Raw genomic sequence first — 16,215 nt, forward strand, 5'->3', positions numbered from 1 at the left:
CTCGAGCTCGTGGAAATGGAAGTGCGCGAGCTGCTCTCCAAGTACGATTTTCCGGGTGACGAAGTGCCGGTGATCAAGGGCTCGGCGCTCAAGGCGCTCGAAGGCGACCAGAGCGAGATCGGTGAGCCCTCGATCCTGAAACTTGCCGAAGCGCTCGACACCTACATTCCCACGCCCGAGCGCGCCATCGACAAGCCCTTCCTCATGCCGATCGAAGACGTGTTCTCCATCTCTGGTCGCGGCACGGTGGTCACGGGCCGGGTCGAGCGCGGCATCGTCAAGGTGGGCGACGAAGTCGAGATCGTCGGTCTGCGCCCGACGCAAAAGACCACGGTCACTGGCGTGGAGATGTTCCGCAAGCTCCTCGATCAAGGGCAAGCGGGCGACAACGTCGGGGTGCTGTTGCGCGGCACCAAGCGCGAAGAAGTCGAGCGTGGGCAAGTGCTCGCCAAGCCGGGGACGATCACGCCGCACACGCACTTCGAGTGCGAAGTGTACGTGCTCTCCAAGGAAGAAGGCGGGCGCCACACGCCGTTTTTCAGCAACTACCGGCCGCAGTTCTACTTCCGCACCACGGACGTCACCGGTGCGATCAAGCTGCCCGAAGGGGTGGAGATGGTGATGCCGGGCGACAACGTGAAGCTGGAAGTGAAGCTGATCGCTCCGATCGCGATGGAAGAAGGCTTGCGCTTTGCCATCCGTGAAGGCGGTCGCACCGTCGGTGCCGGTGTCGTCACCAAGATCATCGAGTAAGCATTCGATCTCAATCCCGCCGGAGTCGATTTCGGCGGTTGCAGGGGCATAGCTCAATTGGCAGAGCGTCGGTCTCCAAAACCGAAGGTTGGGGGTTCGATTCCCTCTGCCCCTGCCATCATTTCTTTGGCGGACAACCCGGATCCATGGATCGTCTCAAATATCTGATCGCACTGCTGCTGCTGGCGGCGGGCATTGCCGGCTACTACGTTTTCGGCGAGTGGGTGCTCGTCGCGAGGGTGGCGATCGTCGTCGTCGGCACGCTCGCCGCGGCCGCCGTCGTCCTCTTTGCCACCCCCGCGGGGGCGCGTTTTCTCGAATTCTGGCGCGGCACCGTGGCCGAGGTGCGCAAGGTTGCTTGGCCGTCGCGCAAGGAGACGATCCAATCCACGTTGGTCGTGTTTGCCTTCGTCACGACGATGGCGCTTTTCTTGTGGCTGACGGACAAGACTCTGGAATGGGTCTTGTACGACTTGATCCTCGGGTGGAAGTGATGGCCAAGCGCTGGTATGTCGTACAGGCCCATGCGGGCTATGAGAAGCAGGTACAGAGGGCTTTGCAGGAGCGTATCAAGCGCGCCGGCATGGAAGATCTCTTCGGTCGCATCCTCGTGCCCGTGGAGAAAGTCATCGAGATGCGATCCGGCCAGAAGACCGAGACCGAGCGCAAATTCTATCCGGGATATGTGCTCGTCGAGATGGAAATGAACGACGACACCTGGCATCTGGTCAAGTCTTTACCCAAGGTGTCCGGGTTCGTCGGCGGCACGCCCACCAAGCCTGCCCCCATCCCCGAGCGCGACGTCGAGAAAATCCTGCAGCAGATGCAGGAAGGTGGCGAGAAACCGCGCCCGCGCATCGTCTTCGAGCCGGGTGAAGTTGTTCGGATCAAGGAAGGGCCGTTCGCCGATTTCATGGGAACGGTGGAAGAGGTCGACTACGAGCGCAGCCGCCTCACCGTGGCCGTGACCATCTTCGGTCGTGCCACCCCGGTTCAACTGGAGTTTTCCCAGGTCGAGAAGACCTGAGGAACCGCGGCATTGCCGCACCCCGAGGAGCCGCCGTAACGGGCGGCGTTTGCACTCACATTGGAGTCTCGTTCATGGCAAAGAAAATCGTCGGCTATATCAAGCTGCAAGTGCCGGCGGGCAAGGCCAACCCCAGCCCCCCGATCGGTCCCGCGCTCGGCCAGCGCGGTCTCAACATCATGGAATTCTGCAAGGCGTTCAATGCCCGCACGCAGGGCATGGAGCCGGGCCTGCCGATACCGGTGATCATCACCGCCTATTCGGACAAGTCCTTCACTTTCGTGCTGAAGACCCCGCCGGCCACCATCCTCATCAAGAAGGCCGTCGGCATCCAGAAAGGCTCAGCCAAGCCGCACGTCGACAAGGTCGGCAAGATTACCCGCGCCCAGCTCGAAGAGATCGCCAAAACCAAGATGCCCGATCTCACTGCGGCGGACATGGATGCAGCCGTGCGAACCATCGCCGGTTCCGCGCGCAGCATGGGCGTGACCGTGGAGGGGGTGTGACATGGCCAAGCTTAGCAAACGCATGCGTGCACTGAAGGAAAAAGTCGATCGCAACCGTGCCTATGCCCTGGGTGAGGCGCTCGCACTCGCCAAGGAGACGGCGGTAGCCAAATTCGACGAGTCGATCGACATTGCCGTCAATCTGGGCGTCGATCCGCGCAAATCCGACCAGGTCGTGCGGGGCGCCGTGGTGCTGCCCGCCGGAACCGGTAAATCAGTGCGCGTGGCCGTCTTCGCCCAAGGGCCCAAGGCCGAAGAGGCCAAGGCTGCCGGAGCCGATCTCGTCGGCATGGAAGATCTCGCCGAACAGATCAAGGCGGGCAAGATCGATTTCGACGTCTGCATTGCCTCGCCCGACGCCATGCGCGTGGTCGGACAACTCGGTCAGATCCTTGGCCCCCGCGGGCTCATGCCGAACCCGAAAGTCGGTACCGTCACGCCCGACGTCGCCACTGCCGTGAAGAATGCCAAAGCCGGTCAGGTGCAGTTCCGAACCGATAAAAACGGCATCGTGCACGCACCGATCGGCCGTGCGTCTTTCCCTGTGGAGGCGCTCGAGCAAAACGCCAAGGCGCTCGTCGACGCCCTCATGAAAGCCAAGCCGGCGGCAGTGAAGGGATCCTACCTGCGCAAACTGGCGGTGTCGAGCACCATGGGCGTGGGCATCAAGGTTGACCCGGCCTCGGCCGTGCAGGCGTAAAAAGAACTTTGGGCCGTCGCGAGGGCTTGCCGTCGCGGCGGGTTGTCAAAGACCGCTGGGGGTTCGCCTCAAACGCATCGATCGATGCGCCCAGCGCAGATGGCGTCACCCGAAGCAGGAACTTTCCGGTTCGCCGGAGCCGCTCCTGATGAAGGTCGCCGTGGCGCATCCCGGAAACGGGGTGCAGTAACCGTAGGAGTAGACCGTGGGACTCAATCTCGACGAGAAGAAGGCGATAGTCGCCGAAGTCACGGCCCAGGTGGCCGGGGCGGGGGCGATCGTCGTCGCCGAGTACCGTGGTCTCGAAGTCGCGCAAATCACCGAGCTGCGCAAGCGGGCACGCCAATCCGGCGTCTACCTGCGTGTGCTGAAAAACACCCTGGTGCGCCGGGCGATCGTCGGTACTCCTTTCGAGTGCCTGTCCGATCGCCTCGTCGGTCCCCTGATCTACGGCATCGCCAAGGATCCGGTGGCCTGCGCCAAGGTGCTGCACGATTTCGCGAAAGATGCCGAAAAGCTCGTGATCAAGGGCGGCGCCATGCCCAACTACCCGCTCGATGCGGCGGGAGTGAAAGCCTTGGCGTCCATGCCGAGCCGCGAAGAGCTGCTCGCCACCTTGGTCGGCACGCTGCAGGCTCCGATCGCCAAGTTCGTGCGCACGCTCAACGAGGTGCCCGGCAAGTTCGTGCGCACGCTCGCGGCGGTGCGCGACGCCAAAGAGACCGCTTGACCCTTCATTACCCTTTTTGCCTTTCAGGCGAAACCCATCAGGAGTGAATCATGGCTTTGACGAAAGACGAAATCCTTGACGCGATCGCCAACATGACGGTGCTCGAGCTCTCCGAGCTCATCAAGGCGATGGAAGAGAAATTCGGTGTCTCCGCTGCGGCTGCCGTGGCCGTGGCGGCGGCTCCGGCTGCCGGCGGTGGCGCGGCTGCGCCGGCTGCCGAAGAGAAGACCGAGTTCGACGTGATCCTGCAAGAAGCCGGCGCGAAGAAAGTCGAAGTCATCAAGATCGTGCGTGCGGCCACGGGTCTCGGCCTCAAGGAAGCCAAGGATCTGGTCGACGGCGCGCCCAAGCCCGTCAAGGAAGGCGTGTCCAAGGACGAAGCCGAAAAACTCAAGAAAGAGCTCGAAGCCGCCGGTGCCAAGGTCGAAATCAAGTAATCACCTCGCAGCCGTGCAGGAGGCTGGCGCCCGCTGGGCGTCAGCCTTTTCGCGCTTGTATCGCGAGAGAACAGCACCGAGCCCGTCCGCGGCGGGCTGAGTCCTGTTTCCTCCCCCACGTCTGACATTGCCTGGAGCACTCATGGCGTACTCTTACACCGAAAAGAAACGCATCCGCAAGAGCTTTGCCAAGCGCAAGCCCGTCTTGGATGTGCCGTTTTTGTTGGCTACCCAGGTCGATTCCTACGCCGAATTCCTCCAGCTCGGAGTGCCGCCCGAACAGCGTGAAAACAAGGGCCTGCAGGCCGCATTCAATTCCATTTTCCCCATCGTCAGCGTCACCGGCAACGCCCGCCTCGAATTCGTCCAATATTTCCTCGGCGAACCGGTGTTCGACGTCAAGGAATGCCAGCTGCGCGGGCTCACGTACTGCGTTCCGCTGCGTGCGCGCGTGCGTCTGGTGCTGCTCGACAAGGCCACCAACTACGAGACGGTCAAGGAAGTGAAGGAGCAGGAAGTGTTCATGGGCGAGATTCCGCTCATGACCGAGAATGGCTCTTTCATCATCAACGGAACCGAACGCGTCATCGTCTCGCAGCTGCACCGCTCGCCCGGCGTCTTCTTCGAGCACGACAAGGGCAAGACCCACTCTTCCGGCAAGCTCCTCTTCTCGGCGCGCATCATTCCCTACCGCGGCTCCTGGATCGACTTCGAGTTCGATCCCAAGGATTGCCTGTATTTCCGCATCGACCGGCGCCGCAAGATGCCGGTCACGGTGCTGCTGCGCGCCATCGGCATGACGACCGAGCAGATCCTCGAGACCTTCCACGATTTCGAAGACTTCCGCATCGAAAACGGGCGGTTTTTCTACCGCATCGTTCCCGAGCGGCTCAAAGGGGAGATCGCCCGTTTCGAGATCCGCGACGCCGACGGCAACGTCATCATCGCCAAAGACAAGCGCATCAATGCCAAGAACGTGCGCGATCTCAAACGCGCAGGCATCGAGGAAGTGGAGGTCGACGACGAATTCCTGCTGGGGCGCATCGTTGCCCGAGATCTGGTCGACCCCGAAACGGGTGAGGTCATCGCGCATGCCAACGACGAGATCACCGAAGAGGTGGTGGAACGCCTGCGTCAATCCTCGCTCAAGGGATTCCAGACCCTGCTCGTCAACGACCTCGACCGTGGCCCCTATATCTCCCAGACCCTGCGACTGGACGACACCACCGACGCCTGGTCGGCCAAGGTGGCGATCTACCGCATGATGCGTCCGGGCGAGCCGCCCACGGAGGAAGCGGTCGAAAATCTCTTCCAGGGGCTCTTCTATTCGCCCGATCGCTACGATCTCTCGGCGGTGGGGCGCATGAAGTTCAACAGCCGCGCCTATCCGCCGCTCGAGCAGCTCGACCCGAATTCGCCCGACTGGATCAAGCGTTTCTTCGAACGCGTCGGTCCGAAAGGTGCTGAAGGCAAAGGGACGCTGGACGACGAAGACCTCATCGCCGTGATCGCGCTCCTCGTCGAGTTGCGCAATGGTCACGGTGAGGTCGACGACATCGACCACCTGGGCAACCGCCGCGTGCGCTGCGTCGGGGAACTCGCGGAGAACCAGTTCCGTGCCGGGCTCGCCCGGGTCGAGCGGGCCGTCAAGGAGCGTCTGGTGCAGGCCGAGGCCGAAAACCTCATGCCACACGACCTCATCAATGCCAAGCCGATCTCGGCGGCGATCAAGGAGTTCTTCGGCTCGAGCCAGCTTTCCCAGTTCATGGACCAGACGAACCCCCTCTCCGAGATCACGCACAAGCGGCGTGTTTCGGCGCTCGGCCCCGGCGGCTTGACGCGCGAGCGCGCGGGGTTCGAAGTGCGCGACGTGCACCCGACGCACTATGGGCGCCTGTGCCCGATCGAGACCCCTGAGGGGCCGAACATCGGTCTCATCAACTCGCTGGCGGTCTATGCCCGCACCAACAAATATGGTTTCATCGAGACGCCGTACCGCAAGGTGATCGACGGTCGAGTCACCGACGAGGTGGTCTACATGTCGGCCATCGAGGAGGGTTCTTACGTCATCGCCCAGGCGAACTCGGAAGTCGATGCCGAAGGCCGGCTCACCGGTGCGCTCGTCTCCTGCCGGCAGAAGGGTGAATTCGTCATGGTGCCGCCGGAGCAGGTGCAGTTGATGGACGTGGCGCCGCAGCAGATCGTTTCGGTGGCCGCCTCGCTCATTCCCTTCCTCGAGCACGACGACGCCAACCGTGCGCTCATGGGCGCGAACATGCAGCGTCAGGCCGTGCCCTGCCTGCGCCCGGAAAAACCGCTGGTGGGTACCGGCATGGAGCGTATCGCCGCGGCCGACTCCGGCACGGTCGTGCGTGCGCACCGCGGAGGGGTGGTCGACTACGTCGACGCCAAGCGCATCGTCGTGCGCGTGCACGACGACGAAACCTCCCCGGGCGAAGTCGGGGTCGATATCTATAACCTCACCAAGTTCACGCGCTCCAACCAGAATACCAACATCAGCCAGCGGCCCATCGTGCGCAAGGGCGACGTGATCGCTGCCGGGGACATCATCGCCGATGGCGCTTCGACCGACCTCGGCGAACTCGCTCTGGGACAGAACGTGCTCGTGGCCTTCATGCCGTGGAACGGCTACAACTTCGAGGACTCCATCCTCATCTCCGAGCGCGTGGTGGCCGAGGACCGCTTCACCTCGATCCACATCGAAGAGCTCACGGTGGTGGCGCGCGACACCAAGCTCGGACCCGAGGAGATCACGCGCGACATCGCCTCCCTGGGCGAAGCGCAGCTCGGCCGGCTCGACGAATCCGGCATCATCCACATCGGCGCCGAGGTCAAGGCGGGCGACGTGCTGGTGGGCAAGGTCACGCCCAAGGGCGAAGCCCAGCTCACGCCGGAAGAAAAGCTGCTGCGGGCGATCTTCGGCGAGAAAGCTTCCGATGTGAAGGATTCCTCGCTGCGCGTGCCCACTGGCATGAGCGGCACCGTCATCGACGTGCTCGTTTTCACCCGCGAGGGTATCGAGCGCGACAAGCGGGCGCAGTCCATCATCGACGACCAGCTGCGGGCCTATCGCAAGGACCTCAACGACCAGATGCGCATCTTCGAACGCGATGCCTTCGAACGCGTGCGTCGTCTGCTCGTCGGCCAGAAAGCCAACGGCGGTCCCAAGCGCCTGGCCAAAGGCAGCGTGATCGACGAGGCCTATCTCGATGCCCTCGAACCGTATCAGTGGTTCGACATCCGCGTCGAGGACGAAACGCTCGCTGCCCAGCTCGAAGCCGTGCGCGACGGCCTCGAGAAAATGCGCAAGGCTTTCGACGAAGCCTTCGAGCACAAGCGCCGCAAGCTCACCCAAGGGGACGAATTGCCCCCTGGCGTGCTCAAGATGGTGAAGGTCTACCTCGCCGTCAAGCGGCGGCTGCAGCCCGGTGACAAGATGGCCGGCCGCCACGGTAACAAGGGGGTGGTCTCCAAGATCGTGCCGGTGGAGGACATGCCCTTTATGGCCGACGGCCGTCCCGTCGACATCGTCCTGAACCCGTTGGGCGTGCCCTCGCGCATGAACATCGGCCAGATCCTTGAGACCCACCTCGGCCGTGCCGCACGGGCGCTGGGTGAGCGCATCGGCGAGATGCTGCGTCGCCAGGCCGCAGTGCAGGAAGTGCGCGAGTTCCTCGAAAGGATCTACAACGAGCGCGGTCACCGCGAGGCGCTCGGCGAGCTCAGCGACGAGGAGCTCCTCGAGATGGCGCGCAACCTCGAAAAGGGCGTACCTTTTGCCTCGCCCGTCTTCGAAGGGGCCACCGAAGAGGACATCGCCGCCATGTTCCGGCTCGCCGGTATCGAGGGAACCGAACAGGTCACGCTCTACGATGGCCAGACGGGCGAGCCCTTCGAGCGTCCGGTCACGGTGGGCTACAAGCACATGCTCAAGCTGCACCACCTCGTCGACGACAAGATGCACGCGCGCTCCACCGGTCCATATTCGCTGGTGACGCAGCAACCGCTCGGCGGCAAGGCGCAGTTCGGCGGCCAGCGCTTCGGCGAGATGGAAGTCTGGGCACTGGAAGCCTACGGTGCGGCCTACACCCTGCAAGAGATGCTCACCGTCAAGTCCGACGACGTGGTCGGCCGCACCAAGGTCTACGAGAGCATCGTCAAGGGCGAGCACCGCATCATCGCCGGCATGCCCGAGTCCTTCAATGTCTTGTTGAAGGAAATCCGCTCGCTTGCGCTCGACATCGATCTGGAACGCTATTGATCAGGCGGTTCGATTCCGCCAGGAGAACCCATCCATGACTAGCACTAGCTTGCTCGCCGACCTGTTCAAACAGTCGCTGCCGCAGGAAAACGAGTTCGACGCGATCACCATCCGGCTCGCCTCGCCGGAGAAGATCCGCTCGTGGTCCTATGGCGAAGTCAAGAAGCCCGAGACCATCAACTACCGCACCTTCAAGCCCGAGCGCGACGGCCTTTTCTGCGCCAAGATCTTCGGCCCGATCAAGGACTACGAGTGCCTGTGCGGCAAGTACAAGCGGCTCAAGTACCGCGGCGTGATCTGTGAGAAGTGCGGCGTCGAGGTGACCGTGTCGCGCGTTCGCCGCGAACGCATGGGGCATATCGAGCTCGCCTCGCCCGTTTCGCACATCTGGTTCTTGAAGAGCCTGCCGAGCCGCCTCGGGCTGGTGCTCGACATGACGCTGCGCGACATCGAGCGCATCCTCTACTTCGAAGCCTATGTCGTCATCGAGCCGGGGCTCACGCCGCTCAATCGCGGCCAGCTCATGACCGAAGAGCAGTACCACGCGGCCTTCGAGGAGTATGGCGACGACTTCGTGGCCATGATGGGGGCCGAGGCCATCCGCGAACTCCTGCGCACGCTCGACATCAAGCGCGAGATCGAGAAACTGCGCGGCGAGCTCGAGACCACCGGATCGGATGCCAAGATCAAGAAGCTCAGCAAGCGGCTCAAGGTGCTGGAAGCCTTCAACAAAACCGGCATGCGCCCCGAGTGGATGATCCTCGAGGTGCTGCCGGTGCTGCCGCCCGATCTGCGTCCGCTCGTGCCGCTCGACGGGGGGCGCTTTGCCACTTCGGATCTCAACGATCTCTACCGTCGTGTCATCAACCGCAACAACCGCCTCAAGCGCCTGCTCGAACTCAAGGCGCCCGACATCATCGTGTGCAACGAGAAGCGCATGCTGCAGGAGGCGGTCGACTCCCTGCTGGACAACGGCCGGCGCGGCAAGGCGATGACCGGCCCCAACAAGCGGCCGCTTAAATCGCTCGCCGACATGATCAAGGGCAAGGGAGGGCGGTTCCGTCAGAACCTGCTCGGTAAGCGCGTGGATTACTCCGGCCGTTCGGTCATCGTCGTCGGTCCGCAGTTGAAGTTGCATCAATGCGGCCTGCCCAAGCTCATGGCGCTCGAGCTCTTCAAGCCCTTCATCTTCAACCGACTGGAGAAGCTCGGCTACGCCACCACCATCAAACAGGCCAAGAAGATGGTGGAGAACCAGGAGCCGGTGGTGTGGGACATCCTCGAAGAGGTGATCTACGAGCACCCGGTGCTGCTCAACCGGGCGCCGACCTTGCACCGCCTGGGGATCCAGGCCTTCGAACCGGTGCTGATCGAGGGCAAGGCGATCCAGCTGCACCCGCTGGTGTGTACGGCGTTCAACGCCGACTTCGACGGCGACCAGATGGCCGTACACGTGCCGCTGTCGCTCGAAGCCCAGCTCGAGGCGCGCACCCTGATGCTCGCCTCCAACAACGTGCTCTCGCCTGCCAATGGCGAACCGATCATCGTCCCCTCGCAGGACATCGTGCTAGGTCTTTATTATGCCACACGCGAATCTCCCGTGGCCAAGGGCAGCGGTATGATGTTCGCCGACGTGGGCGAAGTCAAGCGTGCCTTCGAGATGGGGCAGGTCTCGCTGCACGCGCGCATCACCGTGCGCATCAAGGAGTACGACCTCGGGCCCGATGGCGAGCCGATCGAGCGCATCACCCGGCGTGAGACGACCGTCGGCCGGGCGATCCTCTCCGAAATTCTTCCCGCCGGCTTGCCGTTCGAGCTCATCGATCAACCGCTCAAGAAAAAGACCATCTCCAAGCTCATCAACCACGCCTACCGCAATTGCGGCCTCAAGGCTACGGTGATCTTCGCCGACAAACTGATGACCACCGGTTATCGGCTCGCTACGCGCGGCGGCATTTCCATCGCCATCAAGGATCTCCTCATCCCGCCGCAGAAAGAGGAGATCATCCGCAAGGCCGAGGACGAGGTCAAGGAGATCGCCCAGCAATACGCCTCGGGTCTGGTGACGGCGGCCGAACGCTACAACAAGGTAGTCGATATCTGGGGCCGGGCGGCCGATCTCGTCGCCAAGGCGATGATGGAGCAGCTGGCCAAGGAGAAGATCGTTACCGAAGACGGCAAGGTGATCGAACAGGAATCCTTCAACTCCATCTACATGATGGCCGACTCGGGGGCGCGGGGTTCCGCGGCCCAGATCCGCCAGCTCGCCGGCATGCGCGGCCTCATGGCCAAGCCCGACGGCTCGATCATCGAGACGCCCATCACCACCAATTTCCGTGAAGGGCTCAACGTCCTGCAGTACTTCATCTCGACGCACGGCGCGCGTAAGGGTCTGGCCGACACGGCGCTGAAAACCGCCAACTCGGGTTATCTCACGCGGCGTCTGGTCGATGTCACGCAGGATCTGGTCGTCACCGAAGAGGACTGCGGCACGCACGATGGTTTCTCGATGAAGGCGCTCATCGAAGGCGGCGAGGTGATCGAGGCCCTGCGCGATCGCATCCTCGGGCGTGTGGCTGCCGACGACATCATCGACCCCGACACGCAGGCCACCCTCATCGAGGCCGGTACGCTGCTCGACGAGAAACTCGTGGCGCTCATCGACGAGAAAGGGATCGACGAAGTCAAGGTGCGTAGCCCGCTTACCTGCGAGACCCACTTCGGCGTGTGTGCCAAGTGCTACGGGCGCGACCTGGGACGTGGTGGCCTGGTCAACGTCGGCGAGGCGATCGGCGTCATCGCCGCGCAGTCGATCGGCGAGCCGGGTACCCAGCTCACCATGCGGACTTTCCACGTCGGCGGTGCGGCCTCGCGGGCGGCTGCGGTCTCGGGCGTGGAAGCCAAGTCGGGCGGAACGGTGCGGTTTTCCTCGAACATGCGCTACGTGGTCAACGAGCGCGGGGAAAAGATCGTCATCGCTCGTTCGGCCGAAGTGCTGATCCTCGACGAATCCGGTCGCGAGCGCGAGCGCCACAAGGTTCCCTATGGCGCAACGCTGCACGTCGATGACGGACAGCTCGTCAAGGCGGGGGTCAAGCTCGCCTCCTGGGATCCCCATACCCGTCCGATCATCAGCGAATACGCGGGTACGGTGCGTTTCGACAACGTCGAAGAGGGCATCACGGTCGCCAAACAGGTCGACGAAATTACCGGCATTTCCACGCTGGTGGTGATCGATGCCAAGCAGCGCGGAAGCAGTGCCAAGATCGGCCGGCCGCAGATCCGTCTGCAGGATGAGGCTGGTAACGACGTGCTCATCCCCGGTACCGAGCATGCCTTCACCATCAGTTTCCCGGTGGGGGCCATCATCACAGTGCGCGAAGGTCAGCACGTGGGCGTGGGTGAAGTGCTCGCCCGTATCCCGCAGGAATCGGCCAAGACGCGCGACATCACCGGGGGCCTGCCGCGCGTGGCCGAGCTCTTCGAAGCACGCTCGCCCAAGGACGCCGGAATGCTTGCCGAATACACGGGGACCGTCTCCTTCGGCAAGGAAACCAAGGGCAAACAACGGCTCATCATCACCGAACCGGACGGTACCGCCCACGAATTCCTCATCCCGAAGGAAAAGCGTCTCTTGGTGCACGATGGTCAGGTGGTCAACCGCGGCGAAGTCATCGTCGATGGACCGGTCGACCCCCACGACATCCTGCGCCTGCAAGGGATCGAGGCGCTCGCGCGCTACATCATCGACGAGGTGCAAGACGTCTATCGCCTGCAAGGGGTGAAGATCAACGACAAGCACATCGAGGTGATCGTGCGTCAGATGCTGCGCCGCGTCGTCATCACCGATCCGGGTGACAGCCGCTTCCTGCGCGAAGAGCAGGTCGAGCGTTCGGACGTGCTGATCGAAAACGCCCGTCTGGAGAAAGAAGGCAAGATCCCGGCGCGCTTCGACAATGTGCTGCTCGGTATCACCAAAGCGTCGTTGTCTACCGACTCTTTCATCTCGGCGGCCTCCTTCCAGGAAACCACGCGGGTGCTCACCGAAGCTGCGATCATGGGCAAGCGCGACGAGCTGCGAGGACTCAAGGAGAACGTCATCGTCGGTCGCCTCATTCCGGCGGGAACGGGGTTGGCGCATCATCGGACACGGCGTCAACGTACCCAGGCGCAATCGGCCGAGAGCGCCTGGGCCCAGATCACCACGGCTGCGGCTTCGCCAGAGGCCGAAGCGTGATTCCGACGGGGTGCGCTTGACGCGCACCCCTTTTCAAGCTAACATCGCGCGTTTATCGAACCGGCCAATCGTAGTCGGGTCGCCGAATCGCCAACGAAGGAACGAACTATGCCGACGATCAACCAGCTCGTGCGCAAACCGCGCACCCGGGTGCGGGAGAAGAGCAAGGTCCCCGCGCTGGAATCCTGTCCGCAGAAACGCGGCGTCTGTACCCGTGTCTATACCACCACCCCGAAAAAGCCGAACTCGGCCTTGCGTAAGGTGGCCAAGGTGCGGCTCACCAACGGTTACGAAGTCATTGCGTACATCGGCGGGGAAGGTCACAACCTGCAAGAGCACTCGGTCGTGCTGATTCGCGGCGGTCGGGTCAAAGACTTGCCGGGGGTGCGGTACCACATCGTCCGTGGCTCGCTCGATCTGCAGGGCGTCAAGGATCGCAAACAGGCCCGTTCGAAATACGGCGCGAAGCGGCCCAAGAAAGCCTGATCGATTCGAAACGTCATCTAGATATCGCGAGAGGTCGAAATGCCCCGTCGTCGTGAAGTACCCAAGCGTGAGATTTTGCCGGATCCGAAATTCGGCAACCAGAACGTCTCCAAATTCATCAACGTCCTCATGGTCTCCGGCAAGAAGTCGGTGGCCGAGCGCATCGTCTACGGTGCCTTCGAGGCGATCTCCGCCAAGACCGGCAAGGATCCTGTACAAGTCTTCGCTGCCGCGATCGAAAACGTCAAGCCGGTGGTCGAGGTCAAGAGCCGCCGCGTGGGCGGCGCCAACTACCAGGTTCCGGTCGAAGTGCGTCCTTCCCGTCGTTTGGCGCTGTCGATGCGCTGGCTGCGCGACGCCGCGCGTAAGCGTTCCGAGAAATCCATGGCGCAGCGCCTGGCAAACGAGCTGCTCGAGGCCGCCGAAGGGCGCGGTGCGGCGATGAAGAAACGCGAAGAAGTGCACCGCATGGCCGAGGCGAACAAGGCGTTTGCGCACTACCGTTATTGAACGTGGACGCAAGGCGCGGGAAGCCCTCTGCGGGGCTTACCCGCATTTTCGCGTTTATGATGAACGACATTCTGGAACTCTTGGCGGGAAAACGACGTGGCACGCAAAACACCCATCGAACGCTACCGTAACATCGGTATCTCGGCGCACATCGACGCCGGTAAAACCACGACCACCGAACGCATCCTGTTCTACACTGGGGTCAACCACAAGATCGGCGAGGTGCACGAAGGCGCCGCGACGATGGACTGGATGGAGCAGGAGCAGGAGCGGGGCATCACCATCACCTCCGCCGCCACCACCTGCTTCTGGCGCGGCATGGACATGCAGTTCCCCGAGCATCGCTTCAACATCATCGACACCCCGGGTCACGTCGACTTCACCATCGAAGTCGAGCGTTCGATGCGCGTGCTCGACGGGGCCTGCATGGTCTACTGCGCCGTGGGCGGCGTTCAGCCGCAGTCCGAGACCGTCTGGCGTCAGGCCAACAAGTACAAGGTGCCGCGTCTGGCTTTCGTCAACAAGATGGATCGCCAGGGGGCCAATTTCTTCAAAGTTTACGACCAGATGCGTGCCCGCCTCAAGGCGAATCCCGTGCCGATCGTCATTCCCATCGGCGCCGAGGATTCGTTTGCCGGTGTGGTCGACCTAATCAAGATGAAAGCGATCATCTGGGATGAGGCGTCCCAGGGCACCAAATTCGAATATCGCGACATCCCGGCCGAACTGAAGGACCAGGCGCAGGAGTGGCGCGAGAAGATGCTCGAGGCTGCCGCCGAGGCGAGCGAAGAGCTCATGAACGAGTACCTCGAAAACGGTGACCTGCCCGAGGCCAAGATCATCCAGGGGCTGCGCCAGCGCACCATTGCTACCGAGATCCAGCCCATGCTGTGCGGCTCGGCCTTCAAGAACAAGGGCGTGCAGCGCATGCTCGACGCCGTGATCGAATTCTTGCCCTCGCCGGTTGACATCCCGCCGGTGCAAGGAACCGACTTCGACGGCAACGTCGTCGAGCGCCGTGCGGCCGACAACGAGAAATTCTGCGCCTTGGCGTTCAAGCTGATGACCGATCCCTTCGTCGGCCAGCTCACTTTCCTGCGTGTCTATTCCGGTACGCTCAATTCCGGCGACACGGTGCTCAACGCCAACAGGAACAAAAAAGAGCGCATCGGTCGTCTGCTGCAGATGCATGCCAACGAGCGCCACGAAATCAAAGAAGTGCTCGCCGGTGACATCGCTGCCGCCGTGGGGCTGAAGGAAGTCACCACGGGTGAAACCTTGTGCGATCCGAGTGCGCCGATCAAGCTCGAATCCATGGTTTTCCCCGAGCCGGTGATCCACGTCGCCGTCGAGCCCAAGACCAAGAGCGACCAAGAGAAGATGGGCATTGCGCTGCAGCGTCTGGCGATGGAAGATCCATCTTTCCGCGTGCGCACCGACGAGGAATCCGGTCAAACCATCATCTCCGGCATGGGTGAGTTGCATCTCGAGATCATCGTCGATCGCATGCGTCGCGAGTTCAACGTCGAGTGCAACGTCGGTGCGCCCCAGGTGGCCTATCGCGAGACCATTCGTAAGTCGGTCGAGCAGGAAGGCAAGTTCGTCAAGCAAACGGGCGGCCGTGGTCAGTACGGTCACGTCTGGCTGCGCATCGAGCCGAACGAGGCGGGCAAAGGCTACGAGTTCATCGACGCCATCAAGGGCGGTGTCGTGCCCCGCGAATACATTCCTGCCGTCGACAAGGGGGTGCAGGAGGCGTTGCAGAGCGGTGTGCTCGCCGGCTTTCCGGTGGTCGATGTCAAGGTCACCCTCTTCGACGGTTCGTATCACGAAGTCGACTCCAACGAGAACGCCTTCAAGATGGCCGGTTCCATCGCCTTCAAGGAAGGGATGAAGAAGGCTAATCCGGTCCTGCTCGAACCCATCATGGCGGTGGAAGTCGAGACCCCGGAGGAGTTCATGGGCAACGTCATGGGCGACCTCTCCGGGCGTCGCGGCGTGATTCTCGGCATGGAAGACCTCGCAGGTGGCATCAAATCCATTCGTGCCGAGGTGCCTCTGGCCGAGATGTTCGGCTACGCTACCCAGCTGCGTTCGCTCACACAGGGTCGCGCCACCTATACGATGGAATTCAAGCACTACGCCGAAGCGCCCAAGTCCGTCGCCGAGGCGGTGATCAACAGCCGGAAGTGAGCGGTTTTTCTTTATCACGTTTGCAAGGGGAAATACGATGGCAAAAGCGAAGTTTGAGCGCACGAAGCCGCACGTGAATGTGGGCACGATCGGTCACGTGGACCATGGGAAGACGACGCTGACGGCGGCGCTGACCTCGGTGCTGTCGAAGTACTACGGAGGCGAGGCGAAGAAGTACGACGACATTGACGCGGCGCCGGAAGAGAAGGCTCGCGGGATCACGATCAACACCTCGCACGTCGAATACGAGACGGAGAAGCGCCACTATGCGCACGTCGACTGCCCGGGTCACGCCGACTACGTCAAGAACATGATCACCGGTGCGGCGCAGATGGACGGAGCCATTTTGGTGGT

General features: G+C 62.4%; 13 protein-coding genes and 1 tRNA gene. All 14 read left to right on the forward strand.

Annotated elements, in window-relative coordinates:
- Positions 1 to 753: elongation factor Tu (locus H607_RS0100645; protein ID WP_028873828.1), on the forward strand; the 753-nt coding region annotated here is incomplete at its 5' end.
- 42 nt (positions 754 to 795) lie between these two features.
- A tRNA-Trp gene (locus H607_RS0100650) sits at positions 796 to 871 on the forward strand.
- 28 nt (positions 872 to 899) lie between these two features.
- On the forward strand, positions 900 to 1,247 hold the full coding sequence (gene secE / locus H607_RS0100655) for a preprotein translocase subunit SecE (RefSeq protein WP_028873829.1): 348 nt from the start codon (positions 900 to 902) through the stop codon (positions 1,245 to 1,247).
- The gene (gene nusG, locus H607_RS0100660; RefSeq protein WP_028873830.1) at positions 1,247 to 1,780 is read left to right on the forward strand and encodes a transcription termination/antitermination protein NusG; all 534 of its coding nucleotides are present in this window, start codon (positions 1,247 to 1,249) and stop codon (positions 1,778 to 1,780) included. Before secE ends, nusG begins: the two co-directional genes overlap by 1 nt.
- A 74-nt stretch (positions 1,781 to 1,854) precedes the next feature.
- Positions 1,855 to 2,286 (forward strand): 50S ribosomal protein L11, encoded by a 432-nt coding sequence (rplK, locus tag H607_RS0100665; protein WP_028873831.1) that lies wholly within the window; start codon positions 1,855 to 1,857, stop codon positions 2,284 to 2,286.
- A gap of 1 nt (position 2,287) precedes the next feature.
- On the forward strand, positions 2,288 to 2,986 hold the full coding sequence (gene rplA, locus H607_RS0100670; protein WP_028873832.1) for a 50S ribosomal protein L1: 699 nt from the start codon (positions 2,288 to 2,290) through the stop codon (positions 2,984 to 2,986).
- Between the two features lie 205 nt (positions 2,987 to 3,191).
- Positions 3,192 to 3,716, forward strand: coding sequence for a 50S ribosomal protein L10 (gene rplJ, locus H607_RS0100675; RefSeq protein ID WP_028873833.1), 525 nt, complete (start codon positions 3,192 to 3,194; stop codon positions 3,714 to 3,716).
- 47 nt (positions 3,717 to 3,763) lie between these two features.
- Complete coding sequence (gene rplL / locus H607_RS0100680) at positions 3,764 to 4,153, forward strand: 50S ribosomal protein L7/L12 (RefSeq protein WP_342666633.1); 390 nt, start codon at positions 3,764 to 3,766, stop codon at positions 4,151 to 4,153.
- Positions 4,154 to 4,295: 142 nt separating this feature from the next.
- Positions 4,296 to 8,435: a DNA-directed RNA polymerase subunit beta gene (gene rpoB / locus H607_RS0100685; protein WP_028873835.1), complete on the forward strand. Its 4,140-nt coding sequence runs from the start codon at positions 4,296 to 4,298 to the stop codon at positions 8,433 to 8,435.
- A gap of 34 nt (positions 8,436 to 8,469) precedes the next feature.
- Positions 8,470 to 12,672, forward strand: coding sequence for a DNA-directed RNA polymerase subunit beta' (rpoC, locus tag H607_RS0100690; RefSeq protein WP_028873836.1), 4,203 nt, complete (start codon positions 8,470 to 8,472; stop codon positions 12,670 to 12,672).
- A 108-nt stretch (positions 12,673 to 12,780) separates the two neighbouring features.
- Positions 12,781 to 13,158, forward strand: coding sequence for a 30S ribosomal protein S12 (gene rpsL / locus H607_RS0100695; protein WP_028873837.1), 378 nt, complete (start codon positions 12,781 to 12,783; stop codon positions 13,156 to 13,158).
- A gap of 39 nt (positions 13,159 to 13,197) precedes the next feature.
- Positions 13,198 to 13,668, forward strand: coding sequence for a 30S ribosomal protein S7 (gene rpsG, locus H607_RS0100700; RefSeq protein WP_028873838.1), 471 nt, complete (start codon positions 13,198 to 13,200; stop codon positions 13,666 to 13,668).
- Positions 13,669 to 13,764: 96 nt separating this feature from the next.
- The gene (gene fusA / locus H607_RS0100705) at positions 13,765 to 15,861 is read left to right on the forward strand and encodes an elongation factor G (protein WP_028873839.1); all 2,097 of its coding nucleotides are present in this window, start codon (positions 13,765 to 13,767) and stop codon (positions 15,859 to 15,861) included.
- Between the two features lie 37 nt (positions 15,862 to 15,898).
- Positions 15,899 to 16,215 (forward strand): GTP-binding protein (locus H607_RS0100710; protein WP_028873840.1); only part of this gene is annotated, 317 nt, incomplete at its 3' end.

It is taken from the genome of Tepidiphilus margaritifer DSM 15129 (assembly GCF_000425565.1).
GTDB lineage: Bacteria > Pseudomonadota > Gammaproteobacteria > Burkholderiales > Rhodocyclaceae > Tepidiphilus > Tepidiphilus margaritifer.